20 protein-coding genes are annotated in these 22,516 nt (G+C 71.5%); 9 read left to right on the top strand and 11 right to left on the bottom strand.

The features are described 5' to 3' along the window. Positions 1-155 precede the first annotated feature (155 nt). A complete protein-coding gene (locus tag AB0O48_RS18690; protein ID WP_357570131.1) occupies positions 156-1,292 on the bottom strand; it encodes an 8-amino-7-oxononanoate synthase in 1,137 nt (378 codons plus the stop codon). A 167-nt stretch (positions 1,293-1,459) separates the two neighbouring features. On the opposite strand from AB0O48_RS18690, the gene bioB reads away from it, so the two are divergent. From bioB to AB0O48_RS18675, 3 genes are read left to right on the top strand one after another with little or no spacing between them, the layout of a single operon-like run. Beyond that, positions 1,460-2,455 carry a biotin synthase BioB gene (gene bioB / locus AB0O48_RS18685; protein WP_357247832.1) on the top strand — a complete coding sequence of 332 codons (996 nt, stop codon included), beginning with the start codon at positions 1,460-1,462 and terminating at the stop codon, positions 2,453-2,455. A gap of 5 nt (positions 2,456-2,460) precedes the next feature. Continuing rightward, a complete protein-coding gene (locus tag AB0O48_RS18680) occupies positions 2,461-2,652 on the top strand; it encodes a hypothetical protein (protein WP_357247829.1) in 192 nt (63 codons plus the stop codon). Positions 2,653-2,656: 4 nt separating this feature from the next. Then, the gene (locus AB0O48_RS18675; protein ID WP_357247826.1) at positions 2,657-3,163 is read left to right on the top strand and encodes a GNAT family protein; all 507 of its coding nucleotides are present in this window, start codon (positions 2,657-2,659) and stop codon (positions 3,161-3,163) included. A 1-nt stretch (position 3,164) separates the two neighbouring features. Here the strand turns inward: AB0O48_RS18675 and AB0O48_RS18670 are convergent, their stop codons facing one another. Together AB0O48_RS18670 and AB0O48_RS18665 are read right to left on the bottom strand one after the other, a co-directional pair. After that, the gene (locus tag AB0O48_RS18670) at positions 3,165-3,692 is read right to left on the bottom strand and encodes a DUF488 domain-containing protein (RefSeq protein WP_357247823.1); all 528 of its coding nucleotides are present in this window, start codon (positions 3,690-3,692) and stop codon (positions 3,165-3,167) included. Between the two features lie 110 nt (positions 3,693-3,802). Further along, entirely contained in the window at positions 3,803-6,706 is a 2,904-nt protein-coding gene (locus AB0O48_RS18665; protein WP_365067027.1) for a glycoside hydrolase family 9 protein, read from the bottom strand. Positions 6,707-7,061: 355 nt separating this feature from the next. Between AB0O48_RS18665 and AB0O48_RS18660 the strand changes: the two genes are divergently transcribed. Next, positions 7,062-7,868 (top strand): LPXTG cell wall anchor domain-containing protein, encoded by an 807-nt coding sequence (locus AB0O48_RS18660; protein WP_357570134.1) that lies wholly within the window; start codon positions 7,062-7,064, stop codon positions 7,866-7,868. Positions 7,869-7,951: 83 nt separating this feature from the next. Further along, on the top strand, positions 7,952-8,350 hold the full coding sequence (locus AB0O48_RS18655; RefSeq protein ID WP_357570135.1) for a VOC family protein: 399 nt from the start codon (positions 7,952-7,954) through the stop codon (positions 8,348-8,350). A gap of 12 nt (positions 8,351-8,362) precedes the next feature. Here AB0O48_RS18655 and AB0O48_RS18650 read toward each other — a convergent pair whose 3' ends face one another. Next, positions 8,363-9,439, bottom strand: a complete 1,077-nt coding sequence (locus tag AB0O48_RS18650; RefSeq protein ID WP_357570136.1) for a GNAT family N-acetyltransferase — start codon at positions 9,437-9,439, stop codon at positions 8,363-8,365. A gap of 90 nt (positions 9,440-9,529) precedes the next feature. Then, positions 9,530-10,231, bottom strand: coding sequence for an amino acid-binding protein (locus tag AB0O48_RS18645; protein WP_357247813.1), 702 nt, complete (start codon positions 10,229-10,231; stop codon positions 9,530-9,532). Between the two features lie 150 nt (positions 10,232-10,381). On the opposite strand from AB0O48_RS18645, the gene AB0O48_RS18640 reads away from it, so the two are divergent. Both AB0O48_RS18640 and AB0O48_RS18635 read left to right on the top strand, forming a co-directional pair. Further along, positions 10,382-11,461 (top strand): phosphotransferase family protein, encoded by a 1,080-nt coding sequence (locus tag AB0O48_RS18640; RefSeq protein WP_357247810.1) that lies wholly within the window; start codon positions 10,382-10,384, stop codon positions 11,459-11,461. Beyond that, positions 11,461-12,672: an acyl-CoA dehydrogenase family protein gene (locus tag AB0O48_RS18635; RefSeq protein WP_365067020.1), complete on the top strand. Its 1,212-nt coding sequence runs from the start codon at positions 11,461-11,463 to the stop codon at positions 12,670-12,672. Before AB0O48_RS18640 ends, AB0O48_RS18635 begins: the two co-directional genes overlap by 1 nt. A 492-nt stretch (positions 12,673-13,164) precedes the next feature. Here the strand turns inward: AB0O48_RS18635 and AB0O48_RS18630 are convergent, their stop codons facing one another. The 6 genes from AB0O48_RS18630 to AB0O48_RS18605 all read right to left on the bottom strand — a co-directional run bounded on the left by AB0O48_RS18630 (position 13,165) and on the right by AB0O48_RS18605 (position 19,709). Beyond that, positions 13,165-14,211 (bottom strand): LacI family DNA-binding transcriptional regulator, encoded by a 1,047-nt coding sequence (locus tag AB0O48_RS18630; protein ID WP_357247804.1) that lies wholly within the window; start codon positions 14,209-14,211, stop codon positions 13,165-13,167. Positions 14,212-14,293: 82 nt separating this feature from the next. Continuing rightward, positions 14,294-15,715 carry a GH1 family beta-glucosidase gene (locus AB0O48_RS18625; protein WP_365067016.1) on the bottom strand — a complete coding sequence of 474 codons (1,422 nt, stop codon included), beginning with the start codon at positions 15,713-15,715 and terminating at the stop codon, positions 14,294-14,296. Then, a complete protein-coding gene (locus tag AB0O48_RS18620) occupies positions 15,712-16,554 on the bottom strand; it encodes a carbohydrate ABC transporter permease (RefSeq protein ID WP_357247798.1) in 843 nt (280 codons plus the stop codon). The genes AB0O48_RS18625 and AB0O48_RS18620 overlap by 4 nt, the downstream gene beginning before the upstream one ends. Positions 16,555-16,564: 10 nt before the next feature. Then, positions 16,565-17,536 (bottom strand): sugar ABC transporter permease, encoded by a 972-nt coding sequence (locus AB0O48_RS18615; protein WP_357247795.1) that lies wholly within the window; start codon positions 17,534-17,536, stop codon positions 16,565-16,567. Positions 17,537-17,645: 109 nt separating this feature from the next. Next, positions 17,646-18,935, bottom strand: a complete 1,290-nt coding sequence (locus tag AB0O48_RS18610; RefSeq protein WP_357247792.1) for an extracellular solute-binding protein — start codon at positions 18,933-18,935, stop codon at positions 17,646-17,648. Between the two features lie 210 nt (positions 18,936-19,145). Continuing rightward, complete coding sequence (locus tag AB0O48_RS18605; RefSeq protein WP_357247789.1) at positions 19,146-19,709, bottom strand: plasmid pRiA4b ORF-3 family protein; 564 nt, start codon at positions 19,707-19,709, stop codon at positions 19,146-19,148. Positions 19,710-19,859: 150 nt separating this feature from the next. On the opposite strand from AB0O48_RS18605, the gene AB0O48_RS18600 reads away from it, so the two are divergent. Then, positions 19,860-20,606, top strand: coding sequence for a pyrimidine reductase family protein (locus AB0O48_RS18600; RefSeq protein ID WP_357247787.1), 747 nt, complete (start codon positions 19,860-19,862; stop codon positions 20,604-20,606). Between the two features lie 148 nt (positions 20,607-20,754). Beyond that, on the top strand, positions 20,755-22,509 hold the full coding sequence (locus AB0O48_RS18595; RefSeq protein WP_357247784.1) for an ATP-binding protein: 1,755 nt from the start codon (positions 20,755-20,757) through the stop codon (positions 22,507-22,509). Positions 22,510-22,516 lie beyond the last annotated feature (7 nt).

Genomic DNA, 22,516 nt, shown 5'->3' with positions numbered 1-22,516 from the left:
GACTGCGGGGCTCGCAACCCCGGCTCACTCCTCGCGCTCACGGGGCTACCTCTGCTCGCGACTGCGGGGCTCGCAACCCCGGCTCACTCCTCGCGCTCACGGGGCCACCTCTGCTCGCGACTGCGGGGCTCGCAACCCCGGCTCACTCCTCGCGCTCACGGGGCACAGTCCACGATGACCTCCAGGGCACGCTCGAAATCCACCCGGGGCACCCCGGCGCTGACCGTGAGGCGCAGGCGGGAACGGCTGTCCGGGGTGGACGGGGGCCGGAAACAGCCCACCGCGACACCCCGAGCCCGGCAGTCGGCGGCCCAGGCGGTCGCCGCCTCCGGCCCGGGGGCGGTCACCGAGATCACCGCCGCGTCCGGCGCGGAGACGGACAGCCCGGCGGCACCCAGTCGACCGACCGCCAGCCGCACCCGGTCGGACAGCTCCGCGCGCAGCTCGTCGCCGACCCGGGCCAGTCGCAGCGCGGCATGCACCCCGGCGGCGACCGCCGGTGGCAGTGCCGTGTCGAAGATGAACGTGCGCCCGGTCTCGACCAGATGCCGGACGAACTCGGCCGGGCCGGCGACCACACCGCCGGCGCCACCGAGCGCCTTGGACAGGGTGGCGGTCACCAGCACGTCCGGTTCGCCGGCCAGCCCCGCGGCGGCCACCGCGCCGGCGCCGGCCGGACCGGTCACGCCGAGCGCGTGCGCGTCGTCGACAAGCAGAAGCGCACCGTGGCGGCGGGCCACCGCGTGCAGCCGGGCCAGCGGCGCGAGGTCACCGTCGACCGAGAAGACCGACTCGGTCACCACCACCGCCGGGCGGCCCGGAACGGCCGCGAGCGCGGCAGCCACGGCGTCCACGTCGGCGTGCGGGGTGACCACCGTCTCCGCGCCGGAGATCCGGCAGCCGTCGATCAGGGACGCGTGGTTGTGGGCGTCGGAGACGAGCAGCGTCCGAGGTTGGACGAGCGCCCGTAGCGCACCGAGGTTGGCCAGGTAGCCGGAGGAGAAGACCAGGGCGCGACCGGTGCCCAACCACTGCGCCAGGTCGTCCTCCAGCGCCTGGTGGGCGTCGGTGGACCCACGGACCAGGCGGGACCCGGTGGCCCCCAGCCCGTACGCCGACAGCGCCGCCATGGCCGCCGCGGTGACCTCCGGGTGCGTGGCCAGGCCGAGGTAGTCGTTGCCGGCCAGATCGGTCACGCCGTCGCCAGCGGGTCGCGGGTGCAGCCGCCGGGTCAGCCCCGCCTTCGCCCGCAACTGCGCACGGCGGTCGAGCGCCGCCAGCCAGTCCGCCACCGTCACCCCTTCGCCGCCGTCCGCGCCGGTCAGCCCGACACCCGCCGGGCGAAATTACCACCCGCCCCCGTCAGCCCGACGGATCCACTCGGTGCGGGCGGCCGGCGGGCGGCCCGGCCATTCCGGCTGATCGGGGGGCGTGGACCAGGCCTAGTAGGCTACGAGCCATGCCAGAGATCCTCGACCAGGCCCGGACCCAGGTGCTGGGTGACGGCGTCGGCCTCGACCAGGCCGGCATCCTCGCCGTGCTGAACCTGCCCGACGAGCACCTGCCCGCCGCCCTGCAACTCGCCCACGAGGTGCGGATGCGGTGGTGCGGCCCGGAGGTCGAGGTCGAGGGCATCGTCTCGCTGAAGACCGGCGGCTGCCCGGAGGACTGCCACTTCTGCTCCCAGTCCGGCCTGTTCACCTCTCCGGTGCGCTCGGTCTACCTGGACATCCCGTCCCTTGTCGAGGCGGCGAAGCAGACGGCGAAGACCGGGGCGACCGAGTTCTGCATCGTGGCCGCGGTGCGTGGCCCGGACGCCCGGCTCATGAAGCAGATGCGCGAGGGCGTCGCCGCCATCCGGGAGGCTGTCGACATCCAGGTCGCCGCTTCGCTGGGCATGCTCACCCAGGAGCAGGTCGACGAGCTGGTCGACATGGGCGTACACCGCTACAACCACAACCTGGAGACCAGCCGGTCGTACTTCCCCAACGTGGTCACCACGCACTCCTGGGAGGAGCGCTGGGAGACGCTGCGGATGGTGCGCGACTCCGGCATGGAGGTGTGCTGTGGTGGCATCCTCGGCCTCGGCGAGACCGTCGAGCAGCGGGCCGAGTTCGCCGCGCAACTCGCCGAGCTGGCCCCGCACGAGGTGCCCCTCAACTTCCTCAACCCCCGGCCGGGCACGCCGCTCGGCGACCGTCCGGTGGTGGAGGGCAAGGACGCGCTGCGGGCCATCGCCGCGTTCCGGCTGGCCATGCCCCGCACCATCCTCCGGTACGCGGGTGGTCGCGAGATCACCCTCGGTGACCTGGGCACGCGGGACGGCCTGCTCGGCGGCATCAACGCCGTGATCGTCGGCAACTACCTGACCACGCTGGGTCGCCCGGCGACCGCCGACCTGGACCTGCTGGACGAGCTGAAGATGCCGGTCAAGGCACTCTCCGCCACGCTGTGACGACGATGACGACGACCGAGGTGTGGTGCGACAGGTGCGGTGAGTCGGCGACGACCGCCGCCCATCCGGGTTGCGCCTCGGCCCGCCAGTTGGAGCCGCCCCGGTTCTGCCACCGGTGCCGCCGCCGGATGAAGGTGCAGGTGCTGCCGGTCGGCTGGTCGGCGGTCTGCGTCGAGCACGGCGAGACCCTAGGCTGAGCCGGTGCTGCGTGGACGGGCGGTGACCCTGCGACCGGCGACGGTCGAGGACGTGCCGGCCCTCGCGGCGATCCGGGCCACGCCGGAGGTGCGCCGCTGGTGGCGTGGCGACGACGACCTCGCCGCGGCGGTCCGCGACGACCTCGCCGACGACGACCTGGCCCTGTACGCCATCGAGCACGACGGCCGGGTGATCGGCGCGATCCAGTGGCACGCCGAACCGGACCCGGACTACCGGCACGCCAGCATGGACATCTTCCTCGACCCGACGGTGCGCGGCGCAGGGCTCGGCGTCGACGCGATCCGCACCCTGGCCCGGCACCTGATCGACGAGTACGGCCACCACCGCTTCACCATCGACCCGGCCGCGGCGAACAGCGCCGCGATCCGCGCGTACGCGAAGGTCGGTTTCCGCCCGGTCGGCGTGCTGCGCCGCTACGAGCGCGGCGACGACGGGCGCTGGCACGACGGCCTGCTGATGGACCTGCTCGCCGACGATCTCGTGGAGTGACTCAGCCGTCCCAGCACAGGTGCCCGTTCGGGAGGCGCCGGGCACCCTCGGCGGGTTGGTGGGTGCTGAGCCGCCCGTCCGGCGTGAGGTGCGCCACCGGTGTTGCCCGACCGAGGGTCGCGACGTCGGCGATCAGTCGGCGGTGACAGCGCCACCAGAGGCTCTCGCTGCACATCACGGCAGTGCTCCGTTGGGCAGCGTCGGCCAGGACGCCGGTCAGCGCCGCGTCGAACGCCGGCGTGCGGGTGTACGCGGCGTACGCCCGGAACGCGGCGACCTTCCACCAGGTGTCCGGCTCCGGCTCGCCGGCCGGGACGTGCCGGCGTCCACCCAGGTTCGGCTCCCAGCGGTAGTCGATCCCGTACTCGGGCAGCCACCGTTCGAGTTCCTCGCGGTGGACGTCCGGGTTGGTGCGGCTGGCCGGGTATCGCCGCACGTCCACCAGCAGGGCCACCCCGGCGCCGGTCAGCAGCTCGCCCAGCCGCACCCGGTCGGCTGTGCCGTGCCCGACGGTCAGCAACTCCCCCACGCGGCTGACTTGCCCGGAATCCCGGCCGGTTATCCCCGGCCCGAGCGAGATCTTGGACAGTTACCGTCTCGGCGTGACGACAACTGTCCAAGATCTCGTCGGAACTCAGCTCAGGCGATGGCGCAGGTGACGTTGTTGACGGTGAAGGCCGTCGGCTTCGGGTTGGTGCCGCTGTGGGCGCCGTTGAAGCCGAAGTTGACCGACGCGCCCGGCGCGATCGTCCCGTTGTAGGACAGGCCCGTGGCGGTGACGGCGGCCCCGGTCTGGCTGACCGTCGCCGACCAGCCCTGGCTGACGGTCTGCCCGCCGGGGAAGCTGAACCGCAACGTCCAGCCGTTGATCGCGCTGGTGCCGGTGTTGGTGATCGTCACGCTGGCGGTGAAGCCGGGGCTCCAGTCGGTGACGGCGTACCCCACCGTGCAGGCCCCGCCGACCGGCGGGGCCGCGGTGGTCACCGCGACCGGCGCGGACGCCGCGGAGGTGTTGCCCGCCGCGTCCACGGCCACCACGTAGAACTGGTACGCCGTCGACGCGGTCAGCCCGGACACCGCCACGGTGGTGCCGGTCGGCGAGCCGACAAGCGCGTCGGTGGCGCCGGCCTCGCGGTAGACCCGGTAACCGGTGACGCCGACGTTGTCGGTCGACGGGGTCCAGGCCAGGGTGAGCCCGGTGGCGGTGACCGCCGACGCGACCGGGGTGCCGGGCGTGCTCGGCACCGTCGTGTCGGCCGAGCCGGTCGGCGGTGTGGTCACGGTGAGCACCGGTGAGGCCGCCGACCTGTTGCCCGCGCCGTCGCGGGCGATGACCGCGAACTCGTACGTGTGCTCCGGCAGCAGCGTCGAGATGGTGAGCGTGGTGCCGGTGACGGGCCGGTTCAGCACCGTGTCGCCACCAACCTGGATCTCGCGGACGTCGTAGCCGGCCAGGCCGCTGCCGCCACTGTCGGTGGAGGCTGGCCAGGTCAGGGTGACCGAGCGGGGCGCGAGGCCGGACGCGACGGGCTTACCCGGCGTGGTCGGGGCGGTGGTGTCCGGCACGACCGGCCCCGGCTCCTCGCCCCAGACGCGGGTCGTGCCGGAGTAGAGCGGCACCTTCCGGTTGGGGCCGGCGGTGGCCTGGTACGACGGGTCGTTTGTCGGGTCCCAGGTGCCGCCCTCCGGCACCCCGATCTTGAACTGGACCTCCATCCGGTGCGCCGACTGGCCGGCCGGGGCGATGGTGTAGCCGGTGCAGTCGACCTCCACGTACCAGATGTCGCCGCTGAACTGCTTGGCCGTGGTCGGGGACGGGCAGCCCTGGGTGTAGCCGGCGGTGACCTGCACCGGGCCGGTGCCGTCGGGCCGGAAGTAGTACCGGAACTTCCCGTCGCTCAGCGCACGCGCCGGGAACGCCGACTTGTTGTAGACCATCACCTTGAGCCCGGTGGCCCGCGGCTCGGCCTGCGCCACGGTGGTCTCCACCGTCAACTCGTCGATGTCCGGCGTCTCGGCGACCGGGAAGTTGGCCAGCGGAGTGCCGCCGTACTCGGAGGTCAGCCGGACCAGCGCGGACGTGAAGCCGGCGTTGTAGTCGGTGGCCACCTCGTTCATCACGTAGTCCGACCGGCTGTCGCTGTACGCGTCGTTGGCTGAGGACGGGCCACCGACGAGCGCGCCGTAGAGGGTGTGCCGGGTCTCCACGGGCACGGTCTGGCTGTCCCACCAGGAGCCGTGCGCGGTGCGGTGGTGCGGGTTCTTCGGCGAGTTGGCGCCGAACCCGATGACGTAGCTGGAGTTGCGCGGGTTGTCGCCGAGCGCGTAGTTGATCTGCCGGACGGCGAAGTCGTGGTAGCGCGCCTTGCGCGTGGTGTCGGTGGTCTTGTCGCTGTAGACGAGCGCGGCGAAGGAGGTGTTCGCGGCGTAGCGCAGCGCCCCCCAGGAGTCGAGCACCGCCATCCCGCCGGGGGAATACGGAACCCGTTGCCCGTTCACCCCGACGGTCCAGTAGTCGAGCCACCGGTTGGCGTCGTCGACGTACTTCTGCTTGCCGGTCAGGTTGGCCAACAGAACGTACGCGCCGAACTGCTTGTTGTCCCAGGCGATCGTCCACTTGTAGGAGCGGGTGGTGGACTGGTTTTCGGTGTTGAGCTTGTCGTACTCGCTCTCGGCCCTGGCCAGGTAACTCGCCTCGCCGGTGGCACGGTGCAGCCAGATGGCGGCCCAGACCAGCTCGTCCTGCCAGCCGCTCCACGAGCGGTAGAAGCTGGTCGCGTCGGTGATGCACTCGTGGTAGGACTTCCGCACCGTGTCGGCGAAGGTGTAGAGCTGCCGGGCGTGGCCCAGCAGCTTGTCCGCGTAGGCCGCGTCGGTGGGCCGGAACACCATCGAGGACGCGGCCATCGCGGCCGCCGTCTCCCCCGCCAGGTCCGCGCCGCCACAACTCGCATCGATCTTGTACGCGGGACGCGCCATCTGCATCACCTCGGCCGGACCCCACCACTTGTGGTCGTCGTCGCCCTTGCCGACCTGGCCGTAGAGGACGTTCGCCGACGGGTGCGCCTTGATGAAGTAGTCGTTGACGAAGCGCAGGTTGTTGAGCAGGTGCGGCAGTTGGCCGGAGGAGGTGTAGCCGCTGCGGTACTCGACCGCGCCCCAGGCGAGCATGGTGGCGCTGAACGCCATCGGGAACCCGAACTTCACGTGGTCGCCGGCGTCGTACCAGCCACCGGTGAGGTCCAGCCCCGCGCCGGCGCCGTCGGTGAGGGCGCTGTCGCCCCGCCAGGAGACCCGGTTCCAGTCGGGCAGCTTGCCGGACTGCTGCGCCTCGTAGAAGAGCAACGACTTCTGCAGCGCCTCGGCGTAGTTGTAGGTCGCGGCCGGCGCGGCGGCGGCGGGACCGGACGGCGGTGCGGTCACCGCGAGGGACGCGCCGGTGAGCAGCGCGACGCCGACGGCCAGCAAGCGCCGGGGCCAAGGCTGGTCGGCGACCGGTGACCGACCGGGGTGGCCGCTGGACGGCCGGGTCAGGTGGCGCATGCGGGCTCCTGTCGGAGGTGCCGCCGGCGGTCGCACCGACGCGGGACGGCGTACGGGCGGCACGGCCACCGGCGACAGCGAGGTGGCGGTGTGACCACGGAAGCCGTGGAAGCGCTCCCATGGATAACCGACAATGTAATGCGCCCGTCACCGATTGGGAAGCCCGCACTGCACCGCCAGCGCCACCGCGCGCGCGGGTGTTACGACGACACGCGCACGGCAGCAGGAAACACCGACCCGGCAGGCACTTCCCGACCGAGACGTCGCCCAGCTCAGACCGGTCGAGTGATGCCGTCGGCAGGCCCCCGAGATGGGATCATGAGCGGCCCCCTCGACCAATACCGGAGGAATACTCATGCCACTGCGTCGGCGCCTGACGCGCGCGGCTGTCTCCACCGCCGCCGCCACGGCCGTTCTCGCCATCGCCTCCCCGGTCTGGGCGTCGAGCGTCGTTCCCCTCAACCCCGCGCACGCCGGCGCGACGGCGGGGACGTTCCAGCAGGAGTGCCAGGACCCCAAGTTCGGCACGCGACCCACCAATCAGGACGGCTGGCACTTCGTGCTGCCCACCAAGCGGGCCGGTGACTTCCAGAGCCTGACTCTGACCTTCAAGGACCCAGCCGGCGTCTCGGTGACGGTGACCGTGCCGAACCCCGCGGATCCCTACACCGATTTCCTGTCCGCCAACGGCGGCGGCGACAAGCAGGTGAAGCACGCCTATCTCTTCACCCCGGCGGGATGGACGTTGACCAGCGGCAGCGCGCTCGTCAGCGGCGAGGGCGAGAGGTTCAACCTCAGCCACACGTGCGCCGGCGCCGGCACCACCGCGTCGCCGACCCCGACGCCGACCACCCAGTCCCCGACGCCGACGCCCACCACCGGCTCGCCCACGCCGACCGCCCCCGCCACGTCGACGCCGACGGGCTCGGTCCCGCCGTCGACTTCGGTCCCGCCGTCGGAGTCGGTCCCGCCGTCAGAGTCGGCGGCCGTCGGCGGTCCAGCGTCGACCCCGGGAGGCGCGGGCGGCGGCGACAACGGGGGCAGTCTCCCGCTCACCGGCGTGGCCGTCACCAGCCTCGCACTCGGTGGGATCGCCCTGATCGGCGGTGGCGCCCTGCTGATGATGCGTCGCCGTCGCGACCGAATCACCTTCACCAGCTGACCGACGAACGCCCGCGACCGGCCCCGGACCTCGCTCCGGCGGCCGGTCGCGCAAGGGCCCTCGTCGGCGCGTACCGTCGCGAGATGGCATTGATCGCGCAGCTGTCTGTGGGCGTGTCCGACGCCGAGCGGGCAGGAACGTTCTGGGCCGCGGCCCTCGGCTACCGTCGCCGCGAGCCCCGCTTCACCGGCGACGAGTGGATCGTGCTGGATCCGCCGCCAGGGGTGTCGGGCCTGGCCCTCGCGATGGACCTCAGCGAAAGTCCCGTGCCGGAGTTCCCCCGACTCCACCTCGATCTGGACGCCGGCGACCGACCCCTCGACGAGGAACTCGACCGGCTGCTCGCCCTCGGTGCCCGGATCGTCGACTGGCGGCATTATCCCGCCGAGCCGCACCCGACCGAACCGCCGTACGTGGTGCTGGCCGACCCGGAGGGCAACCGGTTCTGCGTCTCGGGCCGCCGCGAACCGCCCCGGCGGTGACCGGGACCCTCGCTACGCCCCAGGCGTCAGCACCGTGCCCGTCCTCTCCGCCGCAGCGCGGACGGCGAGCGGAACGGTGAGGGTGAGCAGCGCGCCGTCGCGCTCCACCGAGCTGGGCCGGTCCAGCCGGCGCAGCGTCCGCAGCATCGGGGTGTTCTCCGCCTGGACGTGCAGCACCAACGCCGCGTACCCGGCCGCGTCGGCGTGCCGGACCACGCGGCGCAGCAACGCCGAGCCGAGCCCCCGCCGCTGCCAGTCGTCGCGCACCAGCAGCGCCACCTCGGCCTCGTCGCCCTCGCCGAGCAGGTTGGCCATGGCGACCACCGACCCCGCCGCACCGTCGGGACCGGTGGTCGTGGCGACAAGCGTCAACCCGCGCCCCGGCTCCAGCAGCCGGCGCAGTCGGGCCGGCTGCGGCAGCAGCCCCCCGCCCAGGTAACGCCGCTGCCGACTACGTGGTGAGCACGTCTCGTGCAGCTCGACGAGGCCGGACAGGTCGTGCGCGCAGCCCGGCCGGACGGCCACCTCGGCCCCGTCGGGCAGCACCAGGGTGACCTGTTCCGCGGCCCGACGCGCCACGGTGGCGGCCAACTCGACCAGGGCCTGCGCCCGGGCGTACTCCGCCGGGGTGAAGGCGGGCGCGGCCCGGCGCAGCGCGAACGAGCCGCCCGCCGGGTCGGCCAGCGTCATGGTGGCGCCGGCGATCCCCCGGTCGATGCCTGTCGACGCGGGTCGCCAGGTGACCGAGTCGGCGCCGAGCAGGGTCTGCAACGCCTCGCCCGTGGCGTCCGGGTCGCGCACCAGCCGGTTGGCCAGCCCGAGCACCCGGGTGGGCTGGTCGGCCAGGCCGCGCGCCTCGCTGCGCGCCACCCAGCAGTCCCGGCCCCGACCGCGCTCGACGGCGGCGATCAGCTGGGCCTCGTCGAGCGCGTCCGGCGCGTCGACCAGGAAGTCGTCCACCGCGCCCTGCTCGGTGGGTTGCACCTGCACGGTGAGGATGTTGACCCCACGCAGCGCGAGGCTGGCCGTGAGCACCGACAGGTAGCCCGGTCGGTCGTCCACCGTCGCTCGGATCCGCCACAACGTCATGGTTGGCTCCCTTCCTCACCGCTGAGCCTCGTCGCCGGCTGTTGCCGCCCGATTGCCCGGTGGTGTCGTGCCCGGGAACTCCCCGGCCGGTCAGGGGCCGGCGACCACCGGCGGCGCGCCGACCAGGTCCAGCCGGTCGCCGAGGATCACCGCGCTGGCCCGGACCAGTTGGGTGAGCCGGTCGACCTCGGTGCTGTGGAAGTTGGCGGCGCAGAGGGTGTCGCTGTACTCCCGGGCCACCACCAGCACCAGGCCCGCCCGGCCGAACGGCGCGATCGCGTGGTGGGTGCCGTCGGGCGTGGTCATCGACCGACCGCGCAGCGGCGTCACCTCCGGCAACCGCAGAGGCACCGGGGTACGCCAGCTCGCGTGCCCCACCGTCGCCCCGCCGCCCCCGGTCCGGGAGGCCCAGTCGACAGGCACCACGGCGGCGACGGCCCAGTCCGCCGCCAGCAGCCCGGGAACCGCGTCGACGAGGGTGGCCAGCCCGTCGGCCGGGTTAGCCGCGACCTGGGCCAACAACTCCGCGTCCTGGCCGGTGGTGGTGGGCGCGCCGATCGCCCGCCACACACCGTCCACCCGCACACCAGGAATCGCCGCGAGACCAGCCAGCAGCCGCTCCACCCGGGCGGCACCCGGCCAGACGACGGTGAAGTCGTCCACCGCGCGTCCGCCGAGTCGTTCGAGGACCACCACCTGGACGATGTCCGCGCCGGAGACGCCCAGCGTGCGGGCGACCTGGCCGAGCGTGCCCGGACGGTCCGGCAGGGTGACCCGAACTCGCAGCAACATGTCTGTCCCTCCGCTCGGCGGGCCGGCGACAAGCGTCCGGCAGGCTGCGTCACAGCCTGCCGGTTGACCATTTCGTCCCTGTTGCAGAGGCATGTCCCGAGGGGAAATTCTGACCTTGACAACGTGAGCGAGCTGCCATCAACTAGTCGGATGAGTGATCCGGCCGTCAGTGCGCCGCGACCGGGCACCGTTCCCGCCTCCCCCGCCGGGCTGTCCCTGGACCGGCTCGCCGGCTACCTCGCCGCACACCGACCCGAGCTGGCGGTCGGGCCGCTGCGGGCCGACCTGATCGCGGGGGGCAAGTCCAACCTCACCTACCTGCTGCGCGTCGGCGACCGGGAGGTCGTGCTGCGCCGCCCTCCGCTGGGGCACGTGCTGGCGACCGCGCACGACATGGCCCGCGAGTTCCGGGTCATCTCGGCGCTGGCGCCGACCGAGGTGCCGGTCCCGGGCGCGCTGCTGCTCTGCACCGACCCCGAGGTGATCGGCGCGCCCTTCTACCTGATGGAGCGGATGCCCGGCGAGGTGTTCCGCACCCGCGCGCAGACCGACCCGCTCGGCGACGACCGACGCCGGGATCTCGCCATGGCGATGATGGACACGCTCGCCGCGCTGCACAGCGTCGAGCCGGCCACGGTCGGGCTGGGCGACTTCGGCCGCCCGGAGGGCTACCTGGCCCGGCAGGTCCGCCGCTGGGGCGGGCAACTCGACCGCTCGCGCAGCCGGGAACTGCCCGGCATCGACGAGCTGCGTGACCTGCTCGCGGCGACCGCCCCGGAGGGCGCGAACGCCGGCCGGATCGTGCACGGCGACTACCGGCTGGACAACCTCCTCGCCTCGGCCGACCCGGTGGCCGTGCACGCCGTCCTCGACTGGGAGATGGCCACCCTCGGTGACCCGCTCGCCGACCTGGGGCTGCTCCTGACGTACTGGGACGTGCTCGGTGGCAGCGACACGGCCGAGGGCAACCCGGTCGCCGACGGGCTCGGCCCGCGCGCCGGCTTCCCGACCGGCGGCGAGCTGATCGACAGGTACGCCGGGCGCAGCGACGTGGACGTCGGGCCGCTGCACTGGCACGTGGCGCTCGGCTGTTTCAAGCTTGCGGTGATCTGCGAGGGCATCCACTACCGCCACACGCTCGGGCAGACGCTCGGCGAGGGCTTCGACCGGATCGGCGAGATGGTGGCACCGCTGGTCGCGCACGGACTGACCGCTGCCAGGGAGCGGTGATGGACTTCTCATACGACAGCCGGACCGAGGAGCTGCGCGACGAGCTGACCCGGTTCCTGACCGAGCACGTCTACCCGGCCGAGGCGGTGCACGCCGAGCAGGTGGCCGCCGGTGACCCGTGGTCGCGTACCCCGGTCCTGGCCGAGCTGAAGGCGGAGGCCCGTAAGCGCGGCCTGTGGAACCTGTTCCTGCCCGACCCGCGCTACGGCGCCGGCCTGACCAACCTCCAGTACGCGCCGCTCGCCGAGTTGACCGGCCGCAGCCCGCACCTGGCGCCGGAGGCGGTGAACTGCGCGGCACCGGACACCGGCAACATGGAGCTGCTGGCCGAGTTCGGCTCGGAGGCGCAGCAGAAACGGTGGCTGATGCCGCTGCTGGAGGGCGAGATCCGCTCCGCGTTCTGCATGACCGAACCGGACGTCGCCTCCTCCGACGCCACAAACATCGCCACCTCGATCACCCGGGACGGCGACGAGTACGTCATCAACGGCCGCAAGTGGTGGTCGTCCGGCGCGATGGACCCGCGCTGCGAGATCTTCATCGTGATGGGCAAGACCGATCCCGACGCCGATCGGCACCGCCAGCAGAGCATGGTGCTGGTCCCCCGGGACACCCCCGGGGTGCACGTGCGCCGGGGCATGACCGTCTTCGGCTACACCGACGGATCCCACGGCGGGCACGCCGAGATCGACTTCACCGACGTCCGGGTGCCGGCGGACAATCTGATCGGCGCCGAGGGCACCGGCTTCGCCATCGCCCAGGCCCGGCTCGGCCCGGGCCGGATCCACCACTGCATGCGATTGATCGGAATGGCTGAGCGGGCGTTGGAGCTGCTCTGCAAGCGGGCGCTCGAGCGGGTCGCGTTCGGCCGGCCCCTCGCCGAGCAGGGCGTCGTCCGGGAGTGGATCGCCGAGTCGCGGGTGCGTATCGAGCAGGCCCGGCTGCTGGTGTTGAAGACGGCCTGGCTGATGGACACCGTCGGCAACAAGGGCGCGCACTCCGAGATCCAGGCCATCAAGATCGGCACCCCGGCGATGGCGGAGTGGGTGATCGACAAGGCCATCCAGGGGTACGGCGGCGCCGGCGTCAGCCAGGACACTCCGCTGGCCGCCCTCTGGGCGCAGACCCGCACCCTACGCCTGGCCGACGGCCCCGACGAGGTCCACCGCAACTCCCTGGCCAAGCGCGAAATCCGCCGCTGGACCTCGTAGCCCCCACCTGACCACGCACACCACGCCACATCGCACCGCGCCGCGCTGCCGGGGTCGCCCCACAGGCAAAACCGCGCACGGGCAAGACCGCGCACGGGCAAGACCGCGCCCCACGGGCACGACCACGCCCGCGACCGCGCCCCACGGGCAAGATCGCGCCCACACGGGCAAGATCACGCCCCACGGGCAAGATCGCGCTACATCCGGGATGTAGTGGCCTCCGCCTCCAGGATCACCACTACAACCAGGATCGAGCACGATCTTGGGCATTGCGGCGGGTGATCATGAGGTTGACCGGGCGGTTCGGGTGATTTGTGCCCGCCAACCTCATGATCAACGCGCAGGGCAGCGCGGAGGGCGCACGCAGGGCAGCGCGGAGGGCGCACGCAGGGCAGCGCGGAGGGCGCGCGGAGGGCAGCGCCGAGGGCGCGCGGAGCGCAGGGCCGAGGGCAGCGCGGAGCGCAGGGCGGAGGGCGCGCGGAGGTGGGTGGGTCAGGCGCTGGCGCGGTGGATCAGGTGGGTGTCCAGGAGGAGGTGCGTGGCCGGGAGGTCCTCGCCGCGGATCCGGGCCACCAGCAGGCGGGCCATCTGTCGGCCCATCTCCTCCACCGGTTGGAAGACCGTGGTCAGCGGCGGGTCCGCCCGGAGGGCGATCGTCGCGTCGTCGAAGCCGATCACCGCGACGTCCTCCGGCACCCGCCGGCCGGCCTCCCGCAGCGTACGCAGCGCGCCGAACGCCATCAGGTCGGACGCGACGAAGACCGCGTCCAGGTCCGGGCAGACGTCCAACAGCCGGCGCATGGCGGACGCGCCGCTGCCCTCGCTGAAGTCGCCGTACGCGATCAGGTCGGGGTTGACGCCGGCCCCGGTGGCCTTCACGGCCTCGGTGTAGCCGGCCAGGCGGGCCAGGCCCACGCCCATGTCCTGGGTGCCGGCGATGGTGGCGATGCGACGACGCCCCTGCCTCGCCAGGTACTCGACCGCCTGCCGGGCCCCGCCAACGTTGTCCACGTCGACGAACCAGGCCGGCTGGGCGCCCGGTTGCAGCATCCGGGCGGGCCGGCCACCGAGCACCGCGGGCAGGCCGCGCTCCTCCAGCAGCGTCGGCAGGGGGTCGGAGTCGTGCAACGACAGCAGCAGTACGCCGTCGACGTGCTGGTTGGTCAGGTGGTGCTCGACCCGCTCCCGCTCCACCGGCGACTGCGCCATGGCCAGCCAGAGCTGCATCGGCGTCTCCAGCAGGCCGGAGCTGATCCCCCGGACGATCGCGGCGAAGAACGGCTCGGTGAAGACCCGCTCACCGGACTCGGACACCACGAGCGCGACGGAGTCGGTCCGCTGGGTGACGAGCGCGCGGGCGGCTCGGTTCGGCACGTACCCCAGCTCGGCGATGGCCTGTTGGACCGCGGCCCGGGCCTCCGGACTGACCTGCGGCGAGCCGTTGACGACGCGGGAGACCGTGCCGCGACCGACACCGGCGCGTGCCGCGACCGCATCGAGGGTCGGACGCCCGAGTGACCGGGTGCGCTGCGTTGTCATCGTCTGCTCCTCCGACGGCGGGCGGACCCGGCGCCACCTGCGAGAGGTGGACGCCAGGGCCGTCCTGATGGCTGGCCCGAGCCTATTGTGCGGCCAGACCGTTGCGCCGGATCACCGAGGCGTACCACTTGGCGCTGGACTTGGGGGTGCGGACCTGGCTGTCGTAGTCGACGTGGATCATGCCGAACCGCTTCGTGTAACCCCAGGCCCATTCGAAATTATCCATCAACGACCAGGCGAAGTATCCCCGCAGGGGAACTCCGTCGTCGATCGCCTCGTGCGCGGCGCGCAGGTGGGCGTCGAAGAAGGCCAACCTGTCGACGTCGTCGACCTGCCCGTCGACCACCGAGTCGACGAACGCGGAACCGTTCTCGGTGACGTACAGCGGCAGGTCGGTGTAGCCGTGCACCCGACGCAGCGTCTCGGCCAGGCCCGGGGCGTCGATCTCCCAGCCCATGTCGGTGACCGGTACGCCACGGGTGACGAACCGGACGTCCTCGCTGCCCGGCCAGCACGACGGGGCCGGGTCGATCGCGGCGCCCTCGGCCGCCGCGGCGACCACGTGCCGGCTGTAGTAGTTGACCCCGACCAGGTCCAGCGGCGTGGCGATGGTCGCCAGGTCGCCGTCGTGCACGTGGCCGAAGTCGGTCACCGTGCGCAGGTCGGCCACCAGGTCCTCCGGGTACGACCCCCGCAGCAGCGGGTCGAGGAAGAACCGGTTGGCCAACCCGTCGATCCGGCGGGCGGCGTCCACGTCCGCCGGGGCGTCGGTGGCCGGGTCGACCGGGTAGAGGTTGACCGTCACGCCCACCTCGGCGGTCGGCCGGGCGGCCCGCAGCGCCTGCACGGACAGGCCGTGTCCGAGCATCAGGTGGTGCCCGGCGCGCACCGCGGCCGCACCGTCGGTGCGGCCGGGGGCGTGCACACCGGCGCCGTAGCCGAGGAACGCCGAGCACCACGGCTCGTTCAGCGTGGTCCAGTAGCGCACCCGGTCGCCGAGCGCGTCGGCCACCAGTGTCGTGTAGTCGGCGAAGCGGGCCGCGGTGTCCCGGGCCGGCCAGCCGCCGGCGTCCTCCAGCGGCTGCGGCAGGTCCCAGTGGTAGAGGGTCAGCCACGGCTCGATGCCGTTGGCCAGCAGCTCGTCGACCAGCCGGCGGTAGAAGTCCAACCCCTGCGGGTTGGCCGCGCCGACGCCGCCGGGCTGCACCCGGGACCAGGAGACCGAGAAACGGTACGACTTGAGGCCCAGCTCGGCCATCAGGGCGACGTCGTCGCCGAGCCGGTGGTAGTGGTCGCACGCGACGTCGCCGGTGTGCCCGAGGAGGACCCGACCGTCGGTGTGGCTGAAGGTGTCCCAGATCGACGGGGTACGGCCGTCCTCGGCCGCCGCCCCCTCGATCTGGTATGCCGCGGTCGCGGCCCCCCACAGGAAACCGGGTGGGAAGGTCAGCCCGGGGCGCTCGTCGAGGACGTCGACGGCGTTGGGGCTGGCGGGGTTGCTCACGACTTGACGGCACCTTCCATGATCCCGCCGATGATCTGGCGGCCGAACACGAGAAAGACGATTACCAGGGGGATGGTGCCGATCGCCGTGGCGGCGAACACCTGGGAGTAGTCGGTGTAGTAGGCGTACGACAGGAAGGAGAGCGAGACCTGGAGGGTCGGGTTCTCCGGGGTGAGGATGGCGTACGGCCAGATGAACGAGTTCCAGGTCTCCATGAAGGTCAGCAGACCGAGGACGCCGGCGGCGGGGCGCAGTGCGGGCAGCACGATGCTCCAGTAGATCCGGAACGTGCTCGCCCCGTCGACCCGACCGGCCTCGATCAGCTCGTCGGAGATCGCCTGGCTGGCGTACTGCCGCATCATGAACACGCCGAAGCCGGTGACCAGGAACGGCACGGTGACCGCGTAGAGGGTGTCGTACCACCCCAGGTCCTGCATCATGCTCCAGAGCGGGATGAGCCCCATCTGGGTCGGGATCATCATGGTGACGATGATCGTCAGCAGGAGGGCGTTGCTGCCCCGGAAGCGCAGCTTGGCGAAGGCGAACCCGGCCAGCGAACCGGTGAGCACCACCGACACGGTGACCACCGAGGAGACGATGACCGAGTTCATCATGCCGGTGAAGAAGTTGGCGGCGTCGTTGTCGAGCACCCGCTGGAAGTTGTCACCGAACGCTCCGGCGGGGGTGATCGGTGGTGGCACGTCGTTGATCTGGTCGAGGCTGCGAGTGGCGATCACCAGCATGTAGTAGAACGGGTAGATCGACAGCAGCGCCGCCAGGACGAGCGCCACGTAGGTCAGCGGACTTGTGCGCCACAGGCGCTGGGAGGCCGAGGTCATCGATCTCTCCTCACTTCGCCGAGCGGCGGACGAGTAGGAAGTTGAACAGCGACACCACTACGATGATCATGAAGATCGCCCAGGCGACCGCGGCTCCGTAACCGGCGGTGCTCAGGTTCTCGATGCCCATCTCGTACATGTACATGGCCAGCGTCTGGAACTCCCGCTGGTCGCCGCCGAGGATGTTGCCGTTGGCGAAGAGCAGCGGCTCGGTGAAGAGCTGCATGCCGCCGATCGTGGAGAGGATGACCACGAAGATGAAGGTGGGCTTGAGCATCGGCAGGGTGATCTGCCAGAACTGCCGCCACGGGCTCGCGCCGTCGATCGCCGCGGCCTCGTAGAGGTCCTTCGGGATCGCCTGCATGCCGGCGAGCAGGATCAGGGTGTTGTAACCGGTCCACCGCCAGTTGACCATCGTGGAGATGGCGAACCAGGAACTCCACCGCTGCCCGTCCCAGTCGACCGCGTCGACACCGACGAGGCTGAGCAGCCAGTTGAACAGACCGAACTCCTTCTGGAACAGCATCCCGAAGACGATCGCGACCGCGGCCACCGACACCACGTTCGGCACGAAGATGGCCATCCGGAAGAAGGTCTTGGCGCGCAGGAAGGTCCGGTTGAGCAGGTTCGCCAGGAAGAGGGCGAGCAACAACTGCGGGATGGTCGACAGGGCGAAGATGCCCAACGTGTTGACCAGCGCGTTCCAGAAGTACTCGTCGGACACGAGCCGGGTGTAGTTGTCGAAGCCGATGAACGAGTGGTCGCCGATCATGTCCCAGTCGTGCAGGGACATCCAGACGGTACGCAGCATCGGGTACAACCCGAACACGCCGAAGATCAGGAAGAACGGGGCGATGTAGAGGTAGGGCGAGTACTTGACATCGAGACGGTTGAGTAACCTTGCCCGGCTACGTCGGGAAGAGACGTCGCGAGAAGGCGGTGCTGCTGGCGACGGCGGTGCCGTCGTGGCCGACAGGCTCATGCGAATTTCCTTTTCCGGCGAGGCCCGGGGGCCCTCGCGCAGGGCGCTACGCGGAGGGGACCGGCCGGTGGCGTCCGGGAAGCCCCGAACGCCACCGGCAGGGGATCACTCAGAAAGCGCCCTGAGTCTTGGCGTCCTTCGTGAACTGCTCCCAGGCCTTCGCCTTGTCGGCCCGCCCGTTCTCGAACGCCCGCAGGGCCGGCTCGAACGCGTTCTCCTTCACCGCCTGGTGCTTCGGACCCAGGTAGGTCGGCTGGATCTTGGCGACGCTCTCCCCGAAGATCTTGCCGGTCGGCGCGTTGCTGAAGTACTCGTTGGTGTAGCTGAGGAACGCCTCGTTCTTCAGCGCCTCCAGGTTGGTCGGCAGCGGGCCCTTGAGCTTGAAGGCGTCCACCTGGCTCTTCGCGTTGGTCAGGTACTCGGCGAGCTTCGCCGCCTCCTTCGGGTACTTGCTCTGCTCCGGAACCGCGAGCCACGAGCCGCCCCAGTTGCCGCCGCCGCCCGGAACGGCCGCGACATCCCACTTGCCCTTGTTGGCCGCACCGGAGTTGTCCGACACGATGCCGAGCATCCAGGACGGGCAGAAGGTGACCGCGAAGGTGCCCTGCTTGAAGCCACCCGACCACTCCGGCGACCAGGTCTGCGCCTTGGCGGAGATGTCCGCCATCGAGGTGGCGGTGTCCCAGGCGTTCTTCACCGCGGGGCTGGTGTCCGCGATGATGTTGTTTTCCTTGTCGTAGAACAGGTCACCGTTGCCCTGGAACATCACACCGTTGGAGACGGCGGTGATCGAGTCGACGAACGCCTTGCCCCCGCTGCCCTGCTTGTACTTCAGGCCGGCGTCGTGGAAGCCCTTCCAGTCCGGCCAGAGCGCCGACACCTGGTCGCGCTCGGAGGGCAGACCGGCGGCCTGGAACAGGTCCTTGCGGTAGCAGACGGCGAGGCTGCCGACGTCGGTCGGGAGGCCGATCAGCCGACCGTCCTGCGCCTTGCCCAGCTCCCACTTCCAGGGCAGGAACTCCTTGGAGTGGTCGGCGATCAAGGGGTTGAGGTCGGCCCAGTTCTTCGGGTTGGTCTTGAACTCGTTGAGGATGCCCTCTTCCAGGGCGGTGACGTCCGCCGCGCCCTTGCCGGTGGCCAGGTAGCGGACCAGCTTCGGCCGGTACTCGCTGAGCTGCGCGGTCTTGCGCAGCTCGACCTTGATGCCGGTGTCCTTCTCGTACTGCTTGACGAGCTCGTCGTAGCCGAACTCGCTGAAGGTGTCGACGACCAGCTTGGCCGGCTTCTCGCCGGCCGCCGGCTTGTCGTCGTCGTTGCCGCAGGCTGCGAGACCGCTGACCGCGGTGATCGCGGCCAGGGCAGCGGCCGCCAGGCGGGTACGCCGCGTGGTGACACTCATTCGCTGACCCCTCTTTCCGGTGGTGAGGCTGATGTGTGTGGTGGGGGGTGCTCATCGCGCCACGCCAGGGTGTGTGAGTGACCCGTGCCACCTCCGGGAGCGCTCCCATGAGATTGCCGACAGGTAACGGGGGTGTCAATAGGACGTTGGGAGCGTTCCCAGATCGTTACCGCTCCCGGGCTCGGAACTCCGCCCAGCCTGCGGGGATTTTCAGCAGAAGCGGCGCAGCAGGGTGGTGGCCCGGTCCGGGTCGAACCGGGCCGGGTCGAAGGTGGACCCCGCCCAGTCGCGCAGCGTCGCGTGCCGCGGATCGATCGGCCCGATCGGGTCGTCCTCGTCGGCCAACGCGACCAGAAGGGCCTGGTAGCCCGACGGCCCGCCGACACCCTCCGGCGGACAGGCCCGCTCGCCGTCCAGGCAGACCGGGTACCGCTCGTCCGGGTCCGCGGTCAGCGCGTCCTCCACGACCAGGTCGTGCTCCCACCAGTCGCCGAAGTCGTAGGTGTAGGAGAACCGGCTGCCCTTGCCGAGCACCGAGTCCAACCGCGCGTCCAGCTCGTCGTGCAGCGCCAACTCCCCGTCCGGGTCGGGTTCGCCGTACTGCATCGCGTCGATCTCGAACGAGTGCAGGCGGCAGTCACGCCAACCCATCGCGTGCTGCACCACCCGGTGCAACCGGTCCAGCGTGTAGCCGGCCGGCACGAGCACCCGTCGCCACACCGGCGGGCGGACACCGGCGAGGGACATCTTCAGCTGGAAGATCTGACGCGGCATGCTGTCCTGTCCTCCCGCGGCTTAGGCTGCGAGCATGATCTGCCGAGCGTGCCGGGCCCGGCGACACGACGACTGCCCGGGCCGGAACTGGTGCGACTGCCAGCACCGTACCGCCGAACCGACCCCTCCCGTCACCGGTCCGGCCGGCGAATGAGCGTCGGAATTCCGATCCGACGGCTCTGGCCCGAGCCGTCGACGCAGCCCCTCGACGACGCCGCGCTGACCACGCTCTACGGCCGCGCGGACGAGCCGAGACTGCGGGTCAACTTCGTCACCAGCCTGGACGGCGCGGTCACCGTGGACGACTACTCCGCCGGGCTCTCCGGGCAGCCGGACAAACGGGTGTTCGGGCTGCTGCGGATGCTCTGCGACGCGCTGGTGGTGGCCGCCGGCACGCTGCGCCACGAGGGGTACCGCGCGGTCCGCCTCGACGAGCGCCGCCGCGCCTGGCGACGCGAGCACGGGCTGGCCGAGTACCCCACGCTCGTGGTCGTCTCCGGCTCGCTGGACCTGGATCCGACGCAGGCCGCCTTCGCCGACGCCCCGACCCGGCCGATCGTGCTCACCCACGCCGACGTCGAGCCGCCGCCCGGCCTGACCGACGTCGCCGACCTGCTGCGCAGCGGCACCGAGCGGGTCGACCTGGCCGCCGGTCTCGCCGAACTGCACCGACGCGGGCTGACCCAACTGCTCTGCGAGGGCGGCCCGCACCTGTTCGGCGCGCTCACCGATGCCGATCTGGTGGACGAGCTGTGCCTCACCGTCGCGCCGCTGCTGGCGGGTCCCGGACCGGGCCGGATCAGCGCGGGAGAACCCGCGCCGCCGCGCCAGCTCACCCTGCGGCACGTGCTCGCCGCCGAGGACGGCGTCCTCCTGCTGCGCCACGCCCGTCGGTAACCCGCCGTCGCCCGGTCGCACACCCACCGTCGTGAGTGTGACGGCGCAGGGTGTCGTCCGACGCGTCGCGTGGCGACCTGTCGTACTCCTCGGGCAGGATGCACGTCATGGTTCCCGACCGTGCTGACCGACCGACCCGAGTCGCCCGATGACCGACGCCGAGCTCGACAGCCCTGGCGAGGCGGTCGGGCGGGTGCTGGGCACCGCCGACGCCACCCCGTTGCAGTTCTGGACGGCCGTGGCGCCCGGCAGTTATCTCCAGCTCGACGACGTGGTGGTCACCCGGCGGGAGCTGCCGGACCGGGAGCCGGTGACGATCGCCGGGGTGGTCACCCAGGTCCGCGCGCGCCACGAGGGCGCCCAGTTCGACTCCGACGTGTTCGCCATCGCGGACGGCACGCTCCCCGCTCAGGTGCAGGAGGCGGCCGAGGTCACGACGACACGTGTCGATCCGGAGCTGTACGTGCCGCCGACCCCGGGCGCGGTGGTGTTCCGGGCCGAGGGCGACGCCCGGGCGCGCGCGCTGCACTTCGACCGGATGGAGCGGCGCATCCCGATGGGGATGGGTCGGGACGGCGTCCCGGTCTATCTCAACGCCGACTTCCTCGACGGCAGCCGCGGCGCGCACGTCTCGATCTCCGGCATCTCCGGGGTGGCCACCAAGACCAGCTTCGCGACGTTCCTGCTCTATTCGGTCTTCCGCTCCGGCGTGCTGGGCGGCGACGCGGTCAACGCCAAGGCGCTGATCTTCAACGTCAAGGGTGAGGACCTGCTCTTCCTGGACCACCCCAACTCCCGCCTCGACGATCCCACCCGCGCGGCGTACGCGAAGCTCGGGCTGAGCGCCGGCGCCTTCCCCGACGTGCGGGTGTACGCCCCGCCCCGGGTCGGTGACGCGGCGGGCACACCGGATGTGAGCAGCCGGCTCACCGGGGTGGACTCGTTCTACTGGACGTTGAGCGAGTTCTGCGCCGACCGCCTGCTGCCGTACGTCTTCGCGGACGCCGACGACGAGCGCCAGCAGTACACGATGGTGGTCCACTCGGTGACCGCGCACCTGGCCCGTTACGCCCAGCCGGCCGACGGCGGGGTGAGCATCGACGGGGTGCGGCTCGGCTCCTACGGTGACCTCGTCGACCACATCGTCGACCAGCTCAACGACGACGAGACCCGCTCCGACTGGGCGGGCAGCGCGGTCGGCCTGGGCACCGTCAACGCGTTCGCCCGGCGGTTGATCGGCAGCAAGAAGGACCTCGCCCGGCTGATCCGCGGCGATCTGGCCACCCGTCGCCCGCACTCGATCAACACGAGCGAGTCGGCGCAGGTGACGGTGGTCGACCTGCACAACCTTCCGGACCGGGCGCAGCGGTTCGTGGTGGGTGTGACGCTGAAGAGCGAGTTCGAGCGCAAGGAGAAGTCCGGCACCGCCAAGCCGCTGCTCTTCGTCGTCCTCGACGAGCTCAACAAGTACGCCCCCCGGGAGGGCTCCTCGCCGATCAAGGAGGTCCTGCTCGACATCGCCGAGCGGGGCCGCTCGCTCGGGGTGATCCTGATCGGTGCGCAGCAGACGGCGAGTGAGGTGGAGCGGCGCATCGTCACCAACTCGGCGATCCGGGTGGTCGGCCGACTCGACCCGGCCGAGGCCTCCCGCCCGGAGTACGGTTTCCTCCCGCCCGCGCAACGGCAGCGGGCGTTGCTGGCCAAGCCGGGCACGATGTTCGTCAACCAGCCGGACATTCCGGTGCCGCTCTGCCTGGAGTTCCCGTTCCCGGCCTGGGCGACCCGGGTCTCCGAGGCGGGCCGGGCACCATCGGAGACGCTGCGCTCGATCACCCAGTCCGCCGACCCGTTCGCCGTGGTGGGCTCGGGCGGCGGCAGCTCCGACGACGACATCCCGTTCTAGGCAGGGG

The organism is Micromonospora sp. NPDC085948 (assembly GCF_040686315.1).
Lineage (GTDB): Bacteria > Actinomycetota > Actinomycetes > Mycobacteriales > Micromonosporaceae > Micromonospora.
The sequence above is the reverse complement of the archived record's forward strand: the minus strand, read 5'-3'. Positions and strand labels throughout refer to the sequence as shown.